Genomic DNA, 20,742 nt, shown 5'->3' with positions numbered 1-20,742 from the left:
CTTGTTGGAAAGGGGGAATGAGCAAATTGGGGGACGAATTGAGCAAACTTGAATGTGTCAGGGAATTGATCGAAAAGGGTAAAAAACGGGGTGTCCTCACTTACAGTGAGATCATGGATACCCTGCAGGGGGTAGATTTAACGCCGGAACAAATTGACGACATTTATGAAAAATTAGCCGGCATGGGTATCGAAGTCGTGCCGGAAATTCCGGACCTGGAACCTATAGATGACGCCGTTATGGAGCCGACAGCAGAAGAGGATGTGGACCTTTCCATTCCCGAAGGGGTCGCCATAGACGATCCCGTAAGGATGTATTTGAAGGAGATCGGGCGCATTCCCCTGTTGACCCCGGAAGAAGAAATAGAATTGGCCAAGCGCATGGAACAGGGAGATGAGGAAGCAAAACGGCGTTTGGCGGAAGCCAACCTGCGTTTAGTGGTCAGCATAGCCAAGCGTTACGTAGGCCGGGGTATGCTCTTTCTGGATCTGATCCAGGAAGGCAACCTGGGACTGATCAAGGCGGTAGAAAAATTTGACTATCGCAAGGGATATAAGTTCAGCACTTATGCCACGTGGTGGATCCGTCAGGCCATCACCAGGGCTATTGCCGATCAGGCCAGGACCATCCGGATCCCGGTGCACATGGTGGAAACCATCAACAAGCTGATCCGGGTTTCCCGCCAGCTTTTGCAGGAACTGGGCCGGGAACCAACCCCGGAGGAAATTGCCAAGGAGATGGGCATTTCCGAGGAAAAGGTGCGGGAGATCATGAAAATAGCCCAGGAGCCTGTTTCCCTGGAAACGCCCATCGGGGAGGAAGAAGATTCTCACCTGGGGGATTTCATCGAGGACCAGGATGCCCGGGCGCCGGCGGAAGAGGCCTCTTATACCCTTCTGCGGGAGCAACTGGAAGAGGTTCTCAAAACCCTCACCGACCGGGAACAAAAAGTGCTGCGCCTGCGTTTTGGGCTGGACGACGGCCGCGCCCGTACTTTAGAGGAAGTGGGGCAGAAGTTTGGGGTGACCCGGGAACGGATCCGGCAAATTGAGGCGAAAACCCTGCGCAAGCTGCGGCATCCCAGCCGGAGCAAGAAACTCAAAGATTACTTAGATTAAACCACCAGCCCCGGTATAATTTTTCTCCACAAAGCCATTGACCGGGGCTGTGTTTTTATGTATAATGATTTATGCACCGTTCTCCAGTCTCACATCTCATATCTTAATTTGTGGGCCTATAGCTCAATTGGTAGAGCATCCGGCTCATAACCGGCTGGTTCCAGGTTCGAGTCCTGGTGGGCCCACCAATATGGAAGTCGGAGGTCGGAAGTTGGGGGTCGGAGAAATTATCTTTGATTTTCATGCCATTTTTTATTGCCGTGGTAGGTATGGTAGGCAATTAATTTCTGACTTCTGACTTCTGACTTCCGACGACTGACGACACATTACGGCCCCATGGTCAAGTGGTCTAAGACACCGCCCTTTCACGGCGGTAACGCGGGTTCGAATCCCGCTGGGGTCACCATACGGGCGATTAGCTCAGCTGGGAGAGCACATGCCTTACAAGCATGGGGTCGGCGGTTCAAATCCGTCATCGCCCACCAGTGGAATCAAGGGGTACCGGCACCCGATGGGGGAGCCGGTTTTATTTTTGGTGACCTATTAGCGCCCTTTAATTTAATGAAAAAGCCGAGCGTTTCCAAACGTCCGGCCTGGCGCTGTTCTTTTATAAAAATCCGCCCCTGAAAACCTACCTCCTTGTGGGGTAGGATGAAAGGGGCGTCGCCCGTTAGGGCGACAAATACTTCCCAAACATACATTCTCATGGTATAATATACCTGTGCTCTTTGACAATCGGTATAGGGTTGCAGCGGGTCAATGGGCCGCTGCGTAAAACTGATTCCCGAAAGAGATTGGTGCTTTGAAGTAAGCGCGTATCTACGTAACCGCATGGCGAAGTAGTAGACGCCTATAGACCGGGCCTGGTTGCGGTGACGCGGCCATGTAGCTCACGAGGAAAGCGTAAGACCTGCGGTTTTGCGGGCGGCTTTCCGACGACATAAGAAACCTTCGGGACGAAGCCCCCGGGCTTTTCCCGAGGGAGGTTCATTTTGAACAAGCCAGCCAAAAACAGGGCGGCCGCCGCGGTGAACTTTGCGATTGGTCGCTGGCAAATGTTACAATAAATAACGCGGCACAACAAAAAAATTGGAGGTAGTTTTTATTGTGTCTGACCAGGCGTCTGGAAGCCATTGCCGCCTATGTACCGCCCGGGGCAGTGGTGGCGGATATCGGGACCGATCACGCCCTGTTGCCCATCTATCTGGTGGCGAAGGGTATCTGTCCCAAAGCGGTGGCTACCGAGTTAAATGCCGGGCCTTACCGTAGCGCCCGTACAGCGGTTCACCTGCAGGGCCTGGACGGTAAAATTGATGTGCGCCAGGGTGACGGCCTGCGCCCCCTTTTACCCGGGGAAGCGCAAGTGATTGTGCTGGCCGGCCTGGGGGGAAATACCATCCGGCAGATTCTGGCCGCTGCCCCGGAGGTGCTGGCCGCCGTCAGGCGGCTGATCCTGCAGCCCATGGTGGATGCGGGGGATCTGCGGTTATGGTTGGTGGAAGAGGGTTGGTGCCTGGTTGATGAAACGCTGGTAGAAGAGGACGGCCATTTGTATGTGATTGTGGTGGCCGAACCCGGCCTGGAAAAAGTAACGGATCCTTTTACGCTGGAGATCGGCCCGCGCCTGGTGGAAAAGAAACACCCGCTCCTTCCCGCTTACCTGGACAAATTAATGGCGGAGTACCAGCGTGTTCTAAAGGCCCTGGCCCGCAGCCGCAGTCCCCGGGCTAAGGACAAGTCCCTTGAACTTTCGGCCAAGCTGGTCCGGTTGAAGGAGGTGTTAATGAAGTGTCAGTGACCGGTGCAAACATTGCCGCCATCATTGAGGAGATGGCTCCCCTGGAGCTGGCGGAACCATGGGACAACCCCGGCTGGCAGTTGGGGGATCCGGGAGCCCCGGTCCGGCGCATACTGCTCTGCCTGGACGTAAATGAGGCGGTATGCCGGGAAGCCCTGGAAAGGGATGTTCAGCTGATCGTGGCCCACCATCCTTTGTTTTTTAAAGAACTGAAGCAAATCCGGATGGATCGGCCCGGTGGGGCACTGGTGGCCGGCCTCATCCGCGCCGGTGTTTCCGTTTATGCCGCCCACACCAATCTGGACCGCTGTCGCGGTGGGGTAAATGACGTCCTCGCCCGGCGCTTGCGGTTGCAGGATATCCAGGTACTGAGTCCCGGAAAGGAACAATACTTGAAACTGGTGGTTTTTGTGCCCCTGGATCACGTGGATGCGGTGCGCTCGGCCATCGGGGCAGCCGGGGCCGGGTGGATTGGGAATTACAGTGATTGTACCTTTGGGGTGGAGGGAACAGGTACGTTCAGGCCCCTGGAAGGGACCAATCCCTATATCGGCCGGCAGGGCCGTCTTGAGCAGGTAAGGGAGGTCCGGCTGGAAACCATCGTTCCCCAGAGGCTGGTGGAGCGGGTGGTGCGGGCCATGCTGGAGGCCCATCCCTACGAGGAGGTGGCCTACGATCTCTATCCACTGGCCAACCAGGTCACCCCTTCCAGCGGCCTGGGCAGGATGGGCGTGCTACCGGAATCATTGCCCCTGGAGGACTTTGTTATTCGGGTAAAAGAAACCCTCCAGTTACCCGCGCTACGCTGGGGAGGAGAGAAAGGACGTCCGGTTAAGCGGGTGGCCCTTTGTGGCGGTTCCGGTGGTGATCTCTGGCCCAGGGTCCTGGCGCTTAACGCGGACGTCTTCGTGACGGGAGATGTGGGCTATCATACTGCCCGGGATATGCTTGCGGCGGGTTTGGCTTTCGTGGATGCCGGTCACTTTGGTACCGAAAGGGTAATCCTGCCGGTTCTGCAGGAATATTTACTCCAGGTCTGCCAGGAAAGGGGTCTGGCTGTAGAGTGCTTGCTTAGCAATGCGGAAGAGGATCCTTATTTCTTTTTATAAAAATCCGCCCCTGAAAACCTACCTCCTTGTGGGGTAGGATGAAAGGGGTGTCACCCGTTAGGGCGATAAATACTTCCCAAACATACATTCTCATGGTATAATATACCTGTGCTCTTTGACAATCGGTATAGGGTTGCAGCGGGTCAATGGGCCGCTGCGTAAAACTGATTCCCGAAAGAGATTGGTGCTTTGAAGTAAGCACGTATCTACGTAGCCGCATGGCGAAGTAGTAGACGCCTATGGACCGGGCCTGGTTGCGGTGACGCGGCCATGTAGCTCACGAGGAAAGCGTAAGACCTGCGGTTTTGCGGGCGGCTTTCCGGTGACATGAGAAACCTTCGGGACGAAGCCCCCGGGCTTGTCCCGAGGGAGGTTCACCTTAGAGACTCTTGGCGCGCCGATGGGTTGCTGCCCGGTTGCCCCCGTTTTACCGGGTGCTCCTTACCGGTGCTACACGTTAGCTCAGGATAACGCTGTTCCTTTCTGAACCACGAGCACATTATTTACGGCCTACTAAATATATGGCCAGAATCCGGTGACTAGATGGTTGCCGGATTTTTGTGTTTTTAAAAGCATCTTCCGGTTATGGCTTGTTAATCAAGCCATATCCAGCCTGACGGCAAAAATGGGTGGATTATTGAATTGTATACCTCACAATTATGTGTGTTATAATAGAAAAAATATGACAACTTATAAACACCAATAAAGTTGTCAGGTATCTTTTAGAAAAATTCTTGGGAGTGGTCTAATGAATAATCAGTTAAAGTTACGGGAAAGGTGGCAGGTAACTGAAGAGGAATGGAACGACTGGCGCTGGCACCTGAAGCATCGCATTACCACCGTGGATGAGCTGACCCGGTTTATTAAGCTTACTGCCGGTGAAATGAAGAACATTGCAGCCTGCCTGAAAAAATTTCGCATGGCCATAACACCCTACTATGCCGGCTTAATGGATCCGGTCGATCATAAATGCCCCATACGGCTCCAGGCCGTACCGCAAACCGAAGAACTGCAAACGGTGCCCGGGGATATGCGCGACCCCCTTCATGAGGAAGTCGATTCACCGATGCCCGGACTGACGCACCGTTACCCCGACCGGGTGCTCCTTTTGGTCACCGATTGTTGTTTTATGTACTGCCGGCACTGTACCCGCCGGCGGCTGACCGGCCAGCGGGACCGGCCCTTGCCTAAATTCCACCTCGACAGGGCCATTGCCTATATCCAGAACAATCCGCGCGTTCGAGACGTAGTGATTTCCGGTGGGGACCCTCTCACCTTGACGGATGAGCAACTGGAATACATTCTGCGCAAATTGCGGGCCATTCATCACGTGGAAATCATCCGCATTGGCACCCGTGCTCCCGTGGTTCTGCCCCAGCGCATAACTCCGGAACTCTGTGCCATGCTGGAAAAATATCACCCCCTGTGGATTAATACCCATTTCAATCACCCCCGCGAAATAACCCCCCAGGCAGCCAGTGCCTGTGCCCGCCTGGCCGGTGCCGGTATCCCCCTGGGCAACCAGTCGGTACTTTTACGGGGAGTAAACGACCGGCCGGACGTCATGCTCCAATTGGTGCATAAGTTGCTGCAAATCAGGGTGCGCCCCTATTACCTGTACCAGTGCGATCTCTCCGAAGGAATAGGCCATTTCCGCACGCCGGTAAGCACTGGGATAGAAATTATTGAAAGTCTGCGCGGTCATACCAGCGGGCTGGCCGTCCCCACCTTTGTCATTGACGCTCCGGGAGGAGGTGGCAAAATACCCCTGGGGCCGAACTACGTCTTATCCCAAGGGCAGGGAAAGATAGTCCTGCGCAACTTTGAAGGAAACATCCACGTCTACACGGAACCTGGCTGGGAGGAAAAGAGATACGCCGGCAAGGGCGCGGGAGTGGCCGGATTATTACAGGGAAAGGCGGTTACCTTCCAGGCAAACAAGGAGAGCAGGGTGGCCCAGGTCAAAGGGGGTACTTGACTTGGGTGGCCGGATGATCAGGCATTATGGACCGGATTTTTGGGTGTCGGCCCGTTTGGACCAAACCAGCGAACGGATCTGGGTAATTGATTATCAGGCGGGGAATCCGGCGGCATTGCGCAGCTTTCTTAAGAAGCTGGCTTTAAGGCGGGGTATGGGTAAAATTATCTTTCCGGTCAAATCCGGGGATTTGCTCAAAATCCAGGGCGGCGGGTTTCATGTGGAAGGTATGATCGATGGTTATTTTCAAGGGGAGAACGCCTATTTCCTGGCAGCCTTCCCCCGGGCAGAGCGGAGAGACTCCAGGGTTTTAAACCAGGAACAAAAAGTGCTCCAGGAGATACTGGCCTGCAAAAAGGACTGGCGGGGTAGTTTGCCGCCGGGATTCACCCTGCGCCAGGCGGGAGGGGATGACATATTCCCCATGGCCAGGTTGTTCAAAAAGGTTTTCCGCAGCTACCCCACGCCGGTATGTGATCCCTTTTACCTGGCCTGCTCCATGAAAAAGGGAGATCTTTTCATGGTTGTTTATCACGGTGACCGGTTGGCGAGCGTGGCGGCAGCCGAAATTCAATGGGAGCACCGCAGGGCCGAACTGACCAACTGTGCCACCGATCCCGCCTACCGGGGTATGGGTTTAAATAGCCTTTTGCTTTTGCACATCGAAAAAGAATGCCTTAAACGCAATATTCACTGTCTTTACAGCCTGGCCCGGGCCTCGTCTTACGGAATGAACCTGGTCCTTCACCGCCTGGGTTATGTCTTCCGGGGCACGCTCATCAACAACTGCCACATTGATGGCGGGTTTGAAAACATGAATATCTGGGTCAGGCCGGTGGAGTAGGAATTGGATGAAAAAAGGAGGACTTAAAGTGGGAAAAAATAAGGGGCTTTCTTTGTTGCCGGGTTTTGTCTTTGCGCTGGCCATCCTGGCCGGCTGCAGTTCCAGGGGTGGTACGGAACAGGAGCCGACCTTTACCTACGCCATGTCCGGGCAGTACCGTCCTTTTAACTACTTCGACGAAAACAACCAGCTCACCGGGTTTGACGTGGAAATTGGCCGGGCTCTGGCTGAAAAAATGGGCATGAAGCCCGTGCCCATTGCCACACCCTGGGAAGGATTGATCAGCGGCTTAAAGGCGAAAAAGTACGATGCCATCCTGGGCAGTATGACCATCACGCCGGAAAGGCAAAAGCAGGTGGACTTTTCCGATCCCTATTACGTTTCCGGACCACAACTCTTTGTGCGCGGCGATTCCCATATTAAGGATATCCAGGACATAAAAGACAACACGCCCGTGGGCGTGCTGATCTCCAGTGTTTACGATCAGGAGGCCCGGAAATATACCCGGAACATTAAAAACTACACCAGTGATGTGACCGCCCTGCAGGATCTGGCCCGGGGAAGGGTGGAGGCGGTAATTACCGACCGGTTTGTAGGTACAATTGCCGCCCGCGAGCAAAAGCTGGACATCAAGCCGGTGGGGGACCTGCTTTTTGTTGAAAACGTGGGCATAGCCTTTCGCAAGGGCGACCCGCTGCGGGAAAAGGTAAATCAAGCCATGGAAGAAATCAAGGCCGACGGGACCTACCTGGCCATCAGCAAGAAATACTTCGGCACCGATATTAGTAACTAGGTACTGTCGCAAAACCAGTAATAAAACGGGGCGTCGGTCGCCCTTTAAGGAGCAGCGTCAGTTTGTTTTAGGTCCGGTGCCGTGCCCGGATAGGCATCATTTTACGGGGAGGACGCGAAATGGACTTCTTACATTACCTGGTAACTTCCATACCCTTTTTTATCCGGGCGGCGGCGGTTACGGTGGAACTCACCGCTACCGCCCTGGCCATGGGCATGGTTATTGGACTGGTGTTTGCCCTCATGAAAATATCCGGGCGCAGATTCTGGCGTTGTATCGCCGACACGTATATTACCGTCATTCGCGGTACACCCCTTATTGTACAGCTCTTTGCCATTTATTTTGGCCTGGCTACCATTGTGGACTTTGGCAGCTTCTGGTCGGCGGCCATCGCCCTGGCCGTGCATAACGGCGCTTACATTGCGGAGATTTTTCGCGGCGGTATTCAATCCATTGACCGGGGACAAATGGAGGCCGCCCGTTCCCTGGGCATGAGCTACGGCCTGGCCATGCGCCGCGTTATATTACCCCAGGCCTTTAAGCGGGTCGTACCTCCTTTGGGTAACCAGTTTATTATCGGTTTGAAGGATTCATCGCTGGCCGCCTTCGTAACTATGAAAGAGTTGTTTGGTGTTTCCATGCAATTGGCTTCCACCCACTTTGCGGAGCTGCAATTTTACACCATCGCCGGCCTGTATTACCTGGCCCTGGTTGTTCTCTTTACCTTCCTGGTCAACCGTCTGGAACGCCGCTTGAAAATAGAAAGCTAAGGGGGAAGGGAAAATGAGCCTGGTCAAGGTGCGCAATCTCAATAAGTGGTTTGGTCGCCTGCATGCCCTCAAGGACGTCAACCTGGAGGTGCGGGAGGGGGAGGTGGCGGTGGTGATCGGGGCCAGCGGCTCCGGCAAAAGCACGCTGCTGCGCTGTTTAAATTTCCTGGAAGTACCAGAACAGGGCCAGGTCATATTTGACGGGAAAGTAATCGACCCCCGGCGGGATGATCTCAATCTTTTGCGCCGGGAGGTAGGCATGGTCTTCCAGCATTTCAACCTTTTTCCCCATATGAGCGTGCTGGAAAATATTATCGAAGCACCGGTTATGGTGAAAAAGGTGCCCAGGGAAAAAGCCATAGAAGAAGCACAGGCCCTCTTACACAAGGTGGGGCTGGCCGATAAGGTAGACGCCTATCCCTGTCAGCTTTCCGGCGGGCAGCAGCAGAGGGTGGCCATTGCCCGTGCCCTGGCCATGCACCCCCGGTTGATGCTTTTTGATGAGCCCACTTCAGCCCTGGACCCGGAGCTGGTGGGGGAAGTGCTGGCGGTAATGAAACAGCTGGCCGGGGAAGGCATGACCATGATCGTGGTCACCCACGAAATGGGCTTTGCCCGGGAGGTGGCAGACCGGGTGATCTTTATGGATGAGGGACGCATTGTGGAAGAAGGTGAGCCGGCCCAGGTTTTCAGCCGGCCACAAAAGAGCCGCACCAGGGATTTCTTGAGCAGGGTTCTGTGGGGATCTGGTCCGGCTCAAGACTGCTGGACCCCGGCTGCTACAGCCACTTCCGCTTGAGCTTTTTCAGTTTCCTTAAAGCCTTTTAGCCCCCATCCCTTTAAAAAACTGCAGGAATTTCACTTAATTACCCACCACCTTCATAGAAAAACTCCCTTTGCAGGCCAATTTGCGAAAGGGGGTTTTTCTTTGTTTAATTAACTATTTTAAAAAATCCCTGACCAGTCATATCTTTCCTGCCCCCAAAATACCTTTGTTATAAACTTGTCCCGGGAGTGAACCGCATGGAGACGTTTCTCAATAAAATGGTGTTGATTTATTTTACGGCGCTGGGCATTCTGCTGGGGGCATCCCTGGTAGGATCCCTGGCTGCCGTTCTGGTTCGGGAACCGCCGGTGATCACCATGCTTAAACTGGCCCGGGACATCAAAATCTGGGCCATAGCCGCCGCCATCGGGGGCACCTTTTCTACTTTTGAAATTTTAGAAAGCGGGCTTTTCCAGGGAGAGGTCCGGGCGGTGATCAAGCAGCTTTTTTACATTGTCAGTGCTCTGGCCGGCACCCAGACGGCCCACTACCTGATCCTGGCCCTATGCGGAGGAAATAAATGAAAGCTCGCCTACTGGCGGCCATGCTAATTGGCATGCTTTCAGGTGGTGCCCTGGTCAATGCCCTGCTGGGACAGCAGGTGGACCGGCTGACCCTGGCCAACAACGAGTTAAAGGAAGAACTGGTGGCTACGGAAAGGGAGCTGCAGCAGGTGAAGGAAAATTTGGCCGGCCACCGGCCTCAAACCATTACCGCCCTGGAGGTTAACGTTACTCTGGTCCAGGAAAAGGAGATACCCGGGTTGGATCAGGCCCGGGCCCACCTGGTTATCGAAAATCACGTACGGGAATGGCTGCATCCTTTACTGGGGCAGGAGGTGAGCCGCCTGGACCACCTGCTGATCCCCCGGGTGGTGGACCGGCGCCAGGTGGATGTGGACGGGAGAAAGTATGTCCTGGAGGTAAAACTGGTGGTGGTGGCCGAGCGGACCATTATTTACCTGGAAGCGTTGCCCCATAAGAACGCCTCTGCTCCCGGCATGTCCCCCAATAGGGGAATTTATAGAGACCGCCCCTGAAACCCACCCCCTTGTGGGGTGGATCGAGCGGGGCATCGCCCGATAGGGCGATAAAAACATAACCAAACATTTGCTCCCGTAGTATAATGTAAAACCTGCGATTTTGCAGGCGGCTTTCCGGTGACATGAGAAACCTTCGGGACGAAGCCCCCGGGATTGTCCCGGGGGAGGTTCACTTATCATGGTGTCCTAAATACCCCTAAAAGAGTATTGACAGAGCGGATGTCGAATGCTAATCTATAATCACATATACCCTTACGGGTACCCGTAGAAACAAACCGGTGTCTGTTTTCTTTGGATGCATATTTGCCGGGCGGAATCGTTGGTCTTACTTCAAGCTCCGGACTGGAATAAAACCCGGTTGTGCACAAACTTAAAGGGGGGTAACAGATGTCCTTGTTATCACGGCAGGATTTTATCAAGCGCACCCTGGCGGCAGGCGTGGCTTCCGGTCTGGTGCTTTCCGGACTGGGGAAGGCGGCGGAGGGCGCCACCATTACCCACCGGGAGACCTTCTATGACTTAACGAAATGTGACGGCTGTCAGGGATTGAAGATGCCCTGGTATGTTAGTGCCTGCCGGGAGGAAAATAGTTTTAAGTTTCCACAACCTGCGGAAAACATTGAATACAAAGACTTGAAGGGGGAAATTGCCCGCCTGGAGGAAGAAATTGCCGAACTCAAAAGGCGCTGGCCGGCCCATTCGGTGAAAGCGGAAATGGTGGAGCAGCTTGAAGAACTGGAAGAGAAGCTGGACCGGTTGCGTCAGATGGAGCAACAAGAAGGATCATCTTAAGCACTGTTGTACAACGCTATGCCCCAGAGCACGAAATTTGCAAATTCAGTTTGCATGTGCTATAATCTATACAGAAACGAGTTGCTGTGAGTAAACCGGGTGGTCGCGGGTGCCCGCGGGGGCACCTGAGGAAAGTCCGAGCTCCACAGGGCAGGGTGCTGGGTAACACCCAGTGGGGGCGACCCCAAGGAAAGTGCCACAGAAATGTAGACCGCCCAGTACTCAGCCCAGCAGTTTAATAAGAAGGATGCTTCATTACAGGGAATGGACGGATAACTGCAAGGTAAAACACCTACAACTGTTGGGCTGAGTGCTGGGCAAGGGTGGAACGGTGCGGTAAGAGCGCACCAGCGGCCACGGCGACGGGCCGGCTAGGTAAACCCCACCTGGAGCAAGACCGAATAGGGGGACAAGGGAGTGGCCCGCTCCGTCCCCGGGTAAAGGTCGCTAGAGGCGTCAGGCAACTGGCGTCCCAGATAGATGATCACCCAAGACAGAACTCGGCTTACAGGTTTGCTCACAGCATAAACAGAAAGACCGGACTGTTCTTCAAGAACGGTCCGGTTTCGTTATTTCCGCAGCCTTTTCCCGGCTTAATATACCCGTGTTAAACCCTGCCAGGTATTTTCTATTGTGAATCGGGGTTTTCGTTGGCCAGCCGGGAAGTGGTGCTTGCCCAGGTCCACCGGTTGTTGGCATAATAATTCCATGCCGTGGAAGCGAGAATGCCTGCCCCGTTGGCCAGGATGGCCGGTATGCGGAGGTAGCAGTGTAAGGCGCTTAAAACCGCTACATTAATCACCATACCCGCACCGGAGCAAAGGTAAAATTTTACCGCCCGGCCCAGCAGGTGGTCCTCCTTTTGCTGCGTCCAGGTAAAAAGGTCGTTCAGCAGGAAATTGCCGAATATGGCCAGGCTGGTGGCCAGCAGGGCGGAAAGTACCACATCCAGAGAAAACAGGCGGGTAAAGAGCAGGAAGAAGAACATATTTACCGCGACTCCTGTTGTTCCCACGAGGCAAAACTTCCAGAAACGCAGGTCTTCGGGGCTGCTTAAAACCAGTCGTACCAGGTGACGCAGGTAATTGACCTGTTCGGTTAAACTCATTTTGGAGTGATCACCCCGGCGGCGCTCAAATACATAGGAAACTTCGGCCAGCCGGTGGTAACGCCCGCGCACCAGCACTTCCATGAGAATCTTCCATCCCAGGGGTGAGAGTTTTACTTCTTCAATTACCTCTTTTTTTAGCATAAAAAACCCGCTCAAGGGATCATTGATCGGACGTACCTTTTTCAGGGCCAGGCGGCCAATCAGGCGGGCGGTCAGGGAAATCGCTCTCCTTAAGGGGGTTAAGCCGCCGTCTTCACCCCCGGGCACAAAACGGGAAGCAATGACCAGATCGTTCCCCTTTTCGATGCTTTCCAACAGGCGGGGGAGGACCTCCGGCGGGTGCTGGAGATCCGCGTCCATTACCGCCAGCACGTCGCCCCTGGCCGTCCTGAACCCCTCCACCACAGCCGTGGCCAGACCCCGCTGGTTGTGCCGGTGGATGAACCTGACGTTGGGGTTGTTATGGCTTAATTCTTCCAGTACTTTAGTCGTGCCGTCGGTACTATCGTCCACAAACAGGATTTCAAATTCTTTTCCTTTCAGTGACCGGCAAATGCGTTTGGTCAGGGGGATGATATTATGTTCTTCGTTGTAAGTAGGGATGATTACCGTAAGCAAAGGCGTTACCTCCCTGTTTTAAGCGACCCAATACCCGCGGGCAAAAAGCAAGTAGAGAAAGAAGAACAGGGATGAGGTTAGGGCAAGAATGAAATTGTGCCCCCGTCCTTCCTTGACCAGTCGGGCCAGGGTCAGGTAAATCGGAAATAATACCATTACAAATCGCGGCATGCTCAATAGCGGTGCGTGAGGTGCCGGAGAGAAAAGCGGTACCAAAAGCCCAATCAACGCAAACAATGTGTAGGATGGGCGTTCTTTACCCAGGGAAAGGAAAAACGACGCCAATCCCACCAGGGTGAAGGAGATGTCCAGCAACTGGCGGCTAAAGCGCCGGTTTTCCCACAGGAGCACCGTAGCCTGTTCCAGACTCACCCAGGGCCAGCTAAAGGAGCGGTGCCAGAATTGCTGGGCCTCAACAAAGGCCAGGGGGTTGCCCAGTTCTGCCTGCAGGAAAATCATGAAAAACAGCAAGCCCGCAGGGATCAGGGCTAGAAAAACAATGTCCTTGCTTATTTTCCCTTTCGTCGCACGCCAGTATTCCCACAGCCCGGGAAAAAGTAAAAAGACCCCCATGTTTCGCGTGGATGCGGCCAGCATGCCGCAAAGGCCAGCCGGAAGCCACCGTCTCTGGCGGAAAAAATAAAAGGTCATCAGTACAAGCAAGAGGTAAAGGGATTCGGTATAAATGGCGGACAGGTAAAAGGCGGTGGGAAACAGGGCCAGGTACCATGTGGCCCGCCGGGATGTGTGCGGGTCATAGTCCATGCTGGCCAGCCGGTAAAAAATGGCCAGGATACCGGCCAGGGAAAGGTTGGATATGAAGATTCCGGCCGCTGCCGGGCCCACACCCAGCCGGCTGAGCAGGTGAATGAGCAAGGGGTAAAGGGGGAAGAAGGCAGCGGACTTTTGGTTATAACCCTCCTGGGCTATTCTCAGGTACCAGCCCGCATCCCAGCGGTTGAGCCCCTGGCCCACAAGGGCAAAAAACTGCCTGGGATCATAATGGCCCGGGAAAAAAATAACGGCAAAATACCCGGCCAGCACTATTAACAGTTGGTGGGCCAGGTAGATAGTAACTATATCTAAATTAAATAGAGAAAACAGCCGCCGGAACATAACCACACCCCATAAGTTTTACTTTTGAGTTTCTATTTATTCACTGGCCCGGTTAAAAATAAAAAGCGAGATCCTGAAGTCATCCTGATCTCGCCCGTAATATATTTAGCGTTGTTTATTCATCCCTGTATTGGCGGAGATGGAAGTGGTTATGCTGGATGCGCAGAACATGGCGCGCACCGCACTGGGGACAGCTAATAGACTGCTCGTCCACAAAGCGCATCTCACCAATGTGCCGGCCGCAGCAGGTAACCTCCACGCCGGTAATGCGCCCGTCCGGAAGATGATTTACCCGGTAGTCCACCGGGGCTTTTTTGCTCACGGGATACCACTCCTAACAGACATTTTTTCTATTATACCGTGAATACCGGGAACAGTAAATTTAAAACGTTTATGTTACCATAGCAAATGGTGTATAATGGCCATAGAGAGAGCAAAGCAAAAAAGAAAGGATGGTTTAATCACCATTGGTACAGAAAAAAGAAACCGGTGCCCGGGGTAAACGCCGGCCACGGCGCCGCCGGTCAAAGATTGTTTTACCGGCGGCACCGTTAAAGCTCGATCGCTTTCAGGAAGAAGCAATTGCCGCGTTGCTGGACGGATATACCGTCCTGGTAGCCGCACCAACGGGAACCGGTAAGACCCTGATTGCCGAAAAACTGCTGGAACATATACTGGCCGCAGGCAAGGGAGCGGTGTATACGTCGCCCATTAAAGCCCTGTCCAACCAGAAATACCGGGACTTCGGGCGGCTTTTCGGCCCGGAGCGGGTAGGGTTAATTACGGGGGACCTTTCCATTAACGAAAAGGCTCCCTTGCTGGTAATGACCACGGAAATTTTCCGTAACTGGTGTTTTGCCAATCCCGGGGAACTGGAGCACACCTCCCACGTCATTTTTGACGAGATGCACTACCTGGACGACCCGGAACGGGGTACGGCCTGGGAGGAAAGCATCATCTTCGCCCCGCCCCACATGAAGATTTTAGGCCTCTCCGCTACCGTACCCAATATCCAGGAAATTTCCTCCTGGATGGCCGAGGTGCGGGGGGAAGTGGTGAAAGTAATCGAAGAACGGTGCCGGGCCGTTCCCCTGGAAATCTCCTGGATTGCCCCCGGGGGAGATGTGCTGGATGAGGAAGAGGCCCGGGAGGAAATTGCCGAAAGGCAGGAAATCCGCCGCTGGCGCCGTCACCGCTGGAACGATATGATGGCCGCCGGGCAGGAGGAACTAGATTATTAGAGGTGTTATGACCTTGGCCGCCATATTTTCCAGTCCAACCTGTGTTGAAGTGATCGAAGCCATTCAGGACCACCTGCCGGCCCTTTATTTTGCCTTTAGCCGCGGACGGACCGAGTTGCTGGCGGAAGAACTGGGCCGGGAGTGGGATTTCCTTACTCCCGGGGAGAAGCGTTCCGTCCGGTGGATGATCCAGGAAGCGGAAGAGAATAACCCCGGCCTTTTCGGTCCCCGGCGCCAGAACCTGCGCCGCTTGCTGCTTCAGGGCATTGGCTACCACCATGCCGGCCTGTCGCCGCTGCTCAAGGATCTGGTGGAAAGACTGTATGAATCCCGGCTGGTTTATGTCCTTTTCTGTACGGAAACCTTTGCCGTAGGGGTTAACTTTCCCGCTGCCAGTACGGTTTTTGACGCCTGCCGCAAGTGGGACGGCCAGGAGTTTCGTCCCCTTTTAAACCGGGAATTTTTCCAGATGGCCGGCCGGGCGGGCCGGCGCGGGTATGACCCGGTGGGGCGGGTTTTCGTGCGCATAGACGAGCGTTTCCCCGAACAAACCGGCTTTTACCGGGAGGACGAGGTGGAACCGGTCCGGGGCAGGCTCACCATTTCGCCAAATACGGTCCTGAGCCTTTTGCACTGGAAAACCGATGCAGAGATCCGCCGCCTGCTGGAAAAAAACTTATCCGTCTATCAAAGTAATAAAGAAAGCCGTCAGCTTCGCCAGGAAGTACAAAGGCTGGAAGAAAAGGCGGCGGAACTGGCCCGGTGTTTTTGCTCCGACCGGGGCCAGCCTTGCTGCGAACTTTACCGGGTCAAACTGCGTAAGGAGCTGAACCAGCTTAAGAAAAGCAAGCACCGCAATCGCGCGGACAGCAAGCTGCGGCTGCAGGAGATTCAAATCCTGTTGCAAAAGGGACGTAAAAAGTGCCGCTACAAGGTCTGCCTGGACGCGGCTAAAAAAGCGCGCCGGCTGGAAGAAAGAATCCACCTGCTGCACAAGCGTTTGAAGCAACTGGAAAAACACTCCCGGGATTACGTCCGGGAGTTTGAGAATGTGTGGAGCCTCCTGGAAAAACTGGGTTATGTGCAGGGCCGGGAGCTTTTACCCCGGGGGAAATTTGCCCTTTACGTGCACGTGCAGGAAATACTGGTTACCGAGCTGGTTTTCTCAGGTATTATCCTGGAATCCCCTCCCGCCGAGGCGACCGCCATCCTGGCCGGGGTGGACTACCAGCCCGGGCGGGATGAACAGGTAACTCCACCACCCTTCTCCCTGGATAGGGTGGAAGAACTGCGCCGCTTTTTGCTCCAGAGCGGGGTACCGGAGTACTTTTGTGTCTGGTCGCCCCTGCCCGCCGCCCTGGCCGCAGCCTGGTATGAGGGGGCTTCCTTTGAACAGCTTTTGGGCATGACCAACCTCCAGGAAGGGGATATCTTTTCGATCCTGCGCCGGGAAATTGACCTGCTGCGCCAGATTGAAAGGGCCGCCGGGGAAGACCGCGCCCTGGCCCGGCTGGCCAGGGAACTGCGCCGGCGGCTGGACCGGGACGAGGTGGCCGTGGTGGGGGTGTAAAGAAAAAGCGGGCCTTTAGCCCGCATGCACTATGCTGTTGATAAGAAGTTATGTACGAAGCTGATGTTTTAAGGATTATGTCCACAAGGAAATTACACACAAGACTACCGCTGGCACTCCAGCAGCAAGATTTTTCCCTCTAGTTTTGTTGACTTTTGCTTGACCTTACTTGCGCAGCTCGGCGGGTACTTCCGGCTGGTACAACAAGCCCCAACTGGCCGGATAAATACCCGTGGCGGCCACCACCATAGCCACGGTGGCAACAAGCCCTAAAAACCACTGCTTAAACCGCATTCTTCACACCTCCTTTGCCGGGTATGGGTATGGAGTGCAGCCGGCCCAGGAGAACGTCCAGCCATTCCACGAAGCGGTAGCCGGCCGGGGTGACGGTAAAGGCTTGAAAGGCCAGGCCCAGGGTGCTGGCGGTTACCAGGTCCCCCCGCAGGGGGAAGAACCAGACCAGGGCCAGGTAGCACAGGGGTACCAGCAGGGAGATTATTTTCAGCGCCCGGCGATGGCCCTCCCGGGTGATTGGCTTGGCCGGGGTGTCCGCCGGCGCCCAGATTAGAGCAACTGTAACGGCGAAAAATGCCGCAACCAGGGCCATTTCCGTACCGGGGGCGTCAATTTCGCCCAGCCAGCGGGCCAGAAAACCCAGGCCTGTGAAGGTGGTTAGGGAGCCGATCAGGCAGCGGTAATAGGCGGTGCAGTGGGCCCCCCCGGCGGCCAGGCGGAAGACCACACTGGCCAGTAGCGCCGCAATCACCTGGGGGAAAATGCCCAAAAGCAAGGGTATCGTCACAAAGCATACCAGTTTCACCACTGCGCCCAGGAGGAGTTCCAGGCCGTAGGCCATCACCGCCGCCCGCTCCTCCTGCTGCAGTTCTTTGCCCAGCCAGGAGGCGATCCTCTGGGCCAGGTTATGGATCATCACTCTCCACCTGCCTTGGGTAGGGTTACTGTAAAGATGGTGGGCGGGGAGGTTAGCCGCACCTGTCCGCCGTGCTGTTCCACTATCTCCCGTACAATGGCCAGCCCCAGGCCCCGGTTTTCCCCCTTGGTGGAAAAGCCAGGCTCAAAAATCTTTCCCCTTATATCCTCTTTTATTTCCGGGCCGGAGTTGCCTACCGCGAGGATATAGCTTTGTTCGTCTTCTCTTATTTCCAGCCTGACGTAACGGTCTTTCGTCGCTAAAAACATCACCGCTTCCATGGCGTTGTCCAGAAGGTTGCCCAGTATCCGGTTCAGATTGTGGGGGCGCATGGTCAGCTTGCCCAGGTCGGTTTCAATGACCAGGCCGAAGCTGATGTTGCGGCTGGCCGCCAGGGCCGCCTTTTGCTGGACCAGGGCGGCCACCTCGGGCTGCTTCAGCCGCAGGGTCTGGGACAAGATGCGGATGTCCCCCGTCACCTCGGCCAGGTACTCCCGGGCGCTTTCCAGCTTGCCCATCTGCAGCATGCCGTACACGGCCTGCAGGTGGCTGATGAAGTCGTGGCGCTGGGCCCGGATGTTGCGGATCATTTCCTCCAGGTCCTGGATGTGTTTGGCCTGCTGGCGTATTAAATTGCCCTGTTCTTCCAAAACAAGCAGCTTCCGCAGCAAAATAAATCCCAGAGCAACGTTGCCGAAAACTACTATGTCCACTATTGTAACCCAGGCTAGTGGAATGGAGGCATTGATGAAAGCCAGGTATTGAGTAAACAGGGAGATTATTAATGCCTGTCCCAAACTGAAAACTACTATTAGGTAGTTGGGAAATGATAGCGTACTCATCAGTTAATCCTGCTCCCGGTCTTTTGTTTGGTTGTAAATGCCTGGTGAGCGTAATGTAACCTTTTTTCTTATACACCAAAAGGTGATTAAAGCCAGCAAAATTAGTTCGGGGATGGCTAATAAAATACGAAGAGTCTGAGAGTGCCAAATTTGAGGCATTGTTTTTCCTGTAAGCAAAATTATTACAGGCCATATAAGTATTTCCACTGTTATCAGGGTAACTATTCCGATCATGGCCACACTGATGGCCACAGGAACTGGAGTTTTGAAAAACATAATCACAAGAACAGCGATTACGACAATCCCAATTAAGGTATGTACTCCATAGGGTATGGGCAGTTCACGTACAAAGTATGAACACAGTGAAGAAAGTACTGCTGCCGGAATAATCCGCTGCCATTTAAGCTCTATACCCATAAGGGTTAAACCCAGGGCCAGGATGATGACACTCTCCGGAATAGACTGAAAAATCAAAGCAAGCAGGGGCATTTTATCCATTCTTGTCTCTCCATTTAAGATTGTCGGTATAATACTCATCACGGGTTTCAGCCACCCATCCTGCAATTTCCCCGTCCCTGATGCAAGAGCTTCCATTAAAAGCCATTCTTTGGCATATATTTCTGCAGAAACAAAAAATCTCCTTCTTTTCTAAGAAAATTTTCCATAGAAAATTTTTCTGGGCTCCACTTTTCGTGGAAATCAGGAAGTCCCTTGCCGGGGGCTTTGCCTTAAAAGGAAGGGGAAAACATTGCAGATCGGTATTGCTGTGCCAGCCGTCGATAATTAACGACCAGTTTTTGAAATTTTTCCGTTTCTTGTGCCGAAAGCTGTCGAACTACCCGGGCCGGAGAACCCAGCGCCAGGTGCCCCGGGGGAATTTCCTGTCCTTCCACCACCAGGGTCCCGGCACCCACCACGGCCCCCTGGCCCACGCGGGCACCGTTAAGGACGATAGCTCCCATGCCGATAAGTGAGCCGTCTTCAATGGTGCACCCGTGGAGAATGGCGCCGTGGCCTACCGTAACCCGGTTTCCGATTTTTAGGGGATAGCCGGGATCCTCATGCAATAGACAGCCGTCCTGAATGTTTGTTTCCTCACCTATTTTGACCTCATCCACATCACCGCGGATAACCGTATTAAACCAGACACTGCTGCCCCGTCCGATTTCCACCCGGCCAACCACCATCGCCCCCGGGGCAATAAAAACATCTTTTGCTAACTGCGGCTTATGGCCTTCGAACTCATAAATGCCCATAGTTCGTCCTCCCTTTTTTATAAAAACTATACCTCACCCCTCCTGGGAAAGGCAACCGGTTTAAGATTCTGCCTTTGGGGAGCCATTTTGGGAGCCATTTTTAAAAAGCTGAGCCGAAAGGGCATGTAAGCACTGTCGTGTATAAAGCCCCAAAAAAAGTGCCCTTATTGCTAAGGGCTTTTGATGGGGAAAGGAGAGGCGGTTGGGTTTATGGTTGTGAAACTTTCACTATTGAATATATATCATACTCTTTCCTGTGTCAAGAAAAAAGTTAAATACAAGTCTTAAGGTAGCGCTGACTCCCGTACCGTTCTCCTGTGCGGTGTGGTACTAATCAACCAGCGAATTCTGATAGGTGAGATCTTCAAAAGCTTTAATATGCGTTTTGCTTACCCTCTTGCCGAAGCGTACCATCAACATGTTGGCCGGATGTTCCAGGATTTCCGGATCGTCTGTTCCCCGCCTTTTGAAGCCTGCGCTTCCGAAAAGCCGGGTCAGCATGCGCTGGTAGCCAAAGACGTCCAGTCCGCTTCCCTGCAGATCCCAGTGCCAGTAGAATTCGGTGGTGATGACCACGTAATCCTCCAGCATCTCGTTCTTGAAGGCCTGTTGTAGCAATTCTTTTGCTATGCCCAGACGTTGCCAGCTCCGGCTGACTTCAATGGCTCCCAGTTCCAGCAGGCGGGGATGCCTGCTCCAACGGGTATATTTGCTGGGTTTGTGAAAGAGTACATACCCAATGATTTCTTGCCCGTGCCGGGCAATATACACCAGTCCTTCCGGGTCACCGGCGGCAATCATTAAAGCCTCTTTTTGCCGTGCGGGGCTGCGGAAGTTGCGCAACCGTTCGTTCATAGTAAGGGTAGCAAGGTACTCTTTGCTGACAGGCCCTTCAATGAATACCATGCCCTGTGGTGTGGTTAACTGTTTTATTTCGGTTGTTTTGGCGCTAGCAGTTAACATGGTCACCCACCGATCTTTCTTGAT

The 20,742-nt window shown here is 54.1% G+C and carries 22 protein-coding genes, 3 tRNA genes and 1 other RNA gene; 17 read left to right on the top strand and 9 right to left on the bottom strand.

Translation table 11 applies throughout. From position 1 onward, the window contains the following. Positions 1-17: 17 nt before the first annotated feature. The 15 genes from rpoD to rnpB all read left to right on the top strand — a co-directional run bounded on the left by rpoD (position 18) and on the right by rnpB (position 11,594). Positions 18-1,118 carry an RNA polymerase sigma factor RpoD gene (gene rpoD / locus J2Z49_RS08875; protein WP_407650071.1) on the top strand — a complete coding sequence of 367 codons (1,101 nt, stop codon included), beginning with the start codon at positions 18-20 and terminating at the stop codon, positions 1,116-1,118. 112 nt (positions 1,119-1,230) lie between these two features. Further along, positions 1,231-1,306 (top strand) — tRNA-Ile (locus J2Z49_RS08870). 142 nt (positions 1,307-1,448) lie between these two features. Next, a tRNA-Glu gene (locus tag J2Z49_RS08865) sits at positions 1,449-1,524 on the top strand. A 3-nt stretch (positions 1,525-1,527) separates the two neighbouring features. After that, positions 1,528-1,603: transfer RNA gene (locus tag J2Z49_RS08860), tRNA-Val, on the top strand. Between the two features lie 620 nt (positions 1,604-2,223). Beyond that, entirely contained in the window at positions 2,224-2,916 is a 693-nt protein-coding gene (locus J2Z49_RS08855) for a tRNA (adenine(22)-N(1))-methyltransferase (protein WP_307402236.1), read from the top strand. Further along, complete coding sequence (locus J2Z49_RS08850) at positions 2,907-4,025, top strand: Nif3-like dinuclear metal center hexameric protein (protein ID WP_307402234.1); 1,119 nt, start codon at positions 2,907-2,909, stop codon at positions 4,023-4,025. The genes J2Z49_RS08855 and J2Z49_RS08850 overlap by 10 nt, the downstream gene beginning before the upstream one ends. Before the next feature lie 748 nt (positions 4,026-4,773). Continuing rightward, on the top strand, positions 4,774-6,003 hold the full coding sequence (gene kamA, locus J2Z49_RS08845; RefSeq protein WP_307402232.1) for a lysine 2,3-aminomutase: 1,230 nt from the start codon (positions 4,774-4,776) through the stop codon (positions 6,001-6,003). A 43-nt stretch (positions 6,004-6,046) separates the two neighbouring features. Continuing rightward, positions 6,047-6,847 carry a putative beta-lysine N-acetyltransferase gene (gene ablB / locus J2Z49_RS08840; RefSeq protein ID WP_307402230.1) on the top strand — a complete coding sequence of 267 codons (801 nt, stop codon included), beginning with the start codon at positions 6,047-6,049 and terminating at the stop codon, positions 6,845-6,847. A 28-nt stretch (positions 6,848-6,875) separates the two neighbouring features. Continuing rightward, on the top strand, positions 6,876-7,640 hold the full coding sequence (locus J2Z49_RS08835) for an ABC transporter substrate-binding protein (protein ID WP_307402228.1): 765 nt from the start codon (positions 6,876-6,878) through the stop codon (positions 7,638-7,640). A gap of 119 nt (positions 7,641-7,759) precedes the next feature. Then, positions 7,760-8,410, top strand: a complete 651-nt coding sequence (locus J2Z49_RS08830) for an amino acid ABC transporter permease (RefSeq protein WP_307402225.1) — start codon at positions 7,760-7,762, stop codon at positions 8,408-8,410. Positions 8,411-8,429: 19 nt separating this feature from the next. Beyond that, positions 8,430-9,209: an amino acid ABC transporter ATP-binding protein gene (locus J2Z49_RS08825; protein WP_307402280.1), complete on the top strand. Its 780-nt coding sequence runs from the start codon at positions 8,430-8,432 to the stop codon at positions 9,207-9,209. A 224-nt stretch (positions 9,210-9,433) separates the two neighbouring features. After that, positions 9,434-9,760: a YtrH family sporulation protein gene (locus J2Z49_RS08820; RefSeq protein ID WP_013823627.1), complete on the top strand. Its 327-nt coding sequence runs from the start codon at positions 9,434-9,436 to the stop codon at positions 9,758-9,760. Then, positions 9,757-10,275: a hypothetical protein gene (locus J2Z49_RS08815; RefSeq protein ID WP_307402222.1), complete on the top strand. Its 519-nt coding sequence runs from the start codon at positions 9,757-9,759 to the stop codon at positions 10,273-10,275. Before J2Z49_RS08820 ends, J2Z49_RS08815 begins: the two co-directional genes overlap by 4 nt. 390 nt (positions 10,276-10,665) lie before the next feature. Further along, positions 10,666-11,070, top strand: a complete 405-nt coding sequence (locus J2Z49_RS08810) for a hypothetical protein (RefSeq protein ID WP_307402219.1) — start codon at positions 10,666-10,668, stop codon at positions 11,068-11,070. An 87-nt stretch (positions 11,071-11,157) separates the two neighbouring features. Next, positions 11,158-11,594: RNase P RNA component class A (gene rnpB, locus J2Z49_RS08805), an RNA gene on the top strand. A gap of 104 nt (positions 11,595-11,698) precedes the next feature. On the opposite strand, the gene J2Z49_RS08800 is transcribed toward rnpB, so the two are convergent. The 3 genes from J2Z49_RS08800 to J2Z49_RS08790 form a co-directional block, all read right to left on the bottom strand. Continuing rightward, the gene (locus tag J2Z49_RS08800; protein ID WP_307402217.1) at positions 11,699-12,799 is read right to left on the bottom strand and encodes a glycosyltransferase; all 1,101 of its coding nucleotides are present in this window, start codon (positions 12,797-12,799) and stop codon (positions 11,699-11,701) included. Between the two features lie 18 nt (positions 12,800-12,817). Beyond that, positions 12,818-13,915: a mannosyltransferase family protein gene (locus J2Z49_RS08795; protein WP_307402214.1), complete on the bottom strand. Its 1,098-nt coding sequence runs from the start codon at positions 13,913-13,915 to the stop codon at positions 12,818-12,820. Positions 13,916-14,030: 115 nt separating this feature from the next. Beyond that, entirely contained in the window at positions 14,031-14,237 is a 207-nt protein-coding gene (locus tag J2Z49_RS08790; protein WP_307402211.1) for a hypothetical protein, read from the bottom strand. 145 nt (positions 14,238-14,382) lie between these two features. On the opposite strand from J2Z49_RS08790, the gene J2Z49_RS08785 reads away from it, so the two are divergent. Together J2Z49_RS08785 and J2Z49_RS08780 are read left to right on the top strand one after the other, a co-directional pair. Continuing rightward, on the top strand, positions 14,383-15,156 hold the full coding sequence (locus J2Z49_RS08785; RefSeq protein WP_307402207.1) for a DEAD/DEAH box helicase: 774 nt from the start codon (positions 14,383-14,385) through the stop codon (positions 15,154-15,156). 13 nt (positions 15,157-15,169) lie between these two features. Beyond that, positions 15,170-16,726, top strand: a complete 1,557-nt coding sequence (locus J2Z49_RS08780; protein ID WP_307402205.1) for a helicase-related protein — start codon at positions 15,170-15,172, stop codon at positions 16,724-16,726. Positions 16,727-16,891: 165 nt separating this feature from the next. Here the strand turns inward: J2Z49_RS08780 and J2Z49_RS08775 are convergent, their stop codons facing one another. From J2Z49_RS08775 to J2Z49_RS08750, 6 genes are all read right to left on the bottom strand, one after another. Continuing rightward, complete coding sequence (locus J2Z49_RS08775) at positions 16,892-17,020, bottom strand: cyclic lactone autoinducer peptide (protein ID WP_307402202.1); 129 nt, start codon at positions 17,018-17,020, stop codon at positions 16,892-16,894. After that, the gene (locus J2Z49_RS08770; RefSeq protein WP_307402199.1) at positions 17,010-17,657 is read right to left on the bottom strand and encodes an accessory gene regulator ArgB-like protein; all 648 of its coding nucleotides are present in this window, start codon (positions 17,655-17,657) and stop codon (positions 17,010-17,012) included. The genes J2Z49_RS08775 and J2Z49_RS08770 overlap by 11 nt, the downstream gene beginning before the upstream one ends. Continuing rightward, positions 17,657-18,499 carry a sensor histidine kinase gene (locus tag J2Z49_RS08765; protein WP_307402198.1) on the bottom strand — a complete coding sequence of 281 codons (843 nt, stop codon included), beginning with the start codon at positions 18,497-18,499 and terminating at the stop codon, positions 17,657-17,659. The genes J2Z49_RS08770 and J2Z49_RS08765 overlap by 1 nt, the downstream gene beginning before the upstream one ends. 3 nt (positions 18,500-18,502) lie before the next feature. Continuing rightward, the gene (locus J2Z49_RS08760) at positions 18,503-19,093 is read right to left on the bottom strand and encodes a hypothetical protein (RefSeq protein WP_307402196.1); all 591 of its coding nucleotides are present in this window, start codon (positions 19,091-19,093) and stop codon (positions 18,503-18,505) included. A gap of 134 nt (positions 19,094-19,227) precedes the next feature. Beyond that, on the bottom strand, positions 19,228-19,755 hold the full coding sequence (locus J2Z49_RS08755) for a gamma carbonic anhydrase family protein (RefSeq protein ID WP_307402193.1): 528 nt from the start codon (positions 19,753-19,755) through the stop codon (positions 19,228-19,230). A gap of 330 nt (positions 19,756-20,085) precedes the next feature. After that, positions 20,086-20,718 (bottom strand): GNAT family N-acetyltransferase, encoded by a 633-nt coding sequence (locus J2Z49_RS08750; protein WP_307402191.1) that lies wholly within the window; start codon positions 20,716-20,718, stop codon positions 20,086-20,088. Between the last annotated feature and the right edge of the window lie 24 nt (positions 20,719-20,742).

The sequence above is a fragment of the Desulfofundulus luciae genome (genome assembly GCF_030813795.1).
GTDB classification, from domain to species: domain Bacteria; phylum Bacillota; class Desulfotomaculia; order Desulfotomaculales; family Desulfovirgulaceae; genus Desulfofundulus; species Desulfofundulus luciae.
This window is presented reverse-complemented; position numbering and strand designations above follow the sequence as displayed.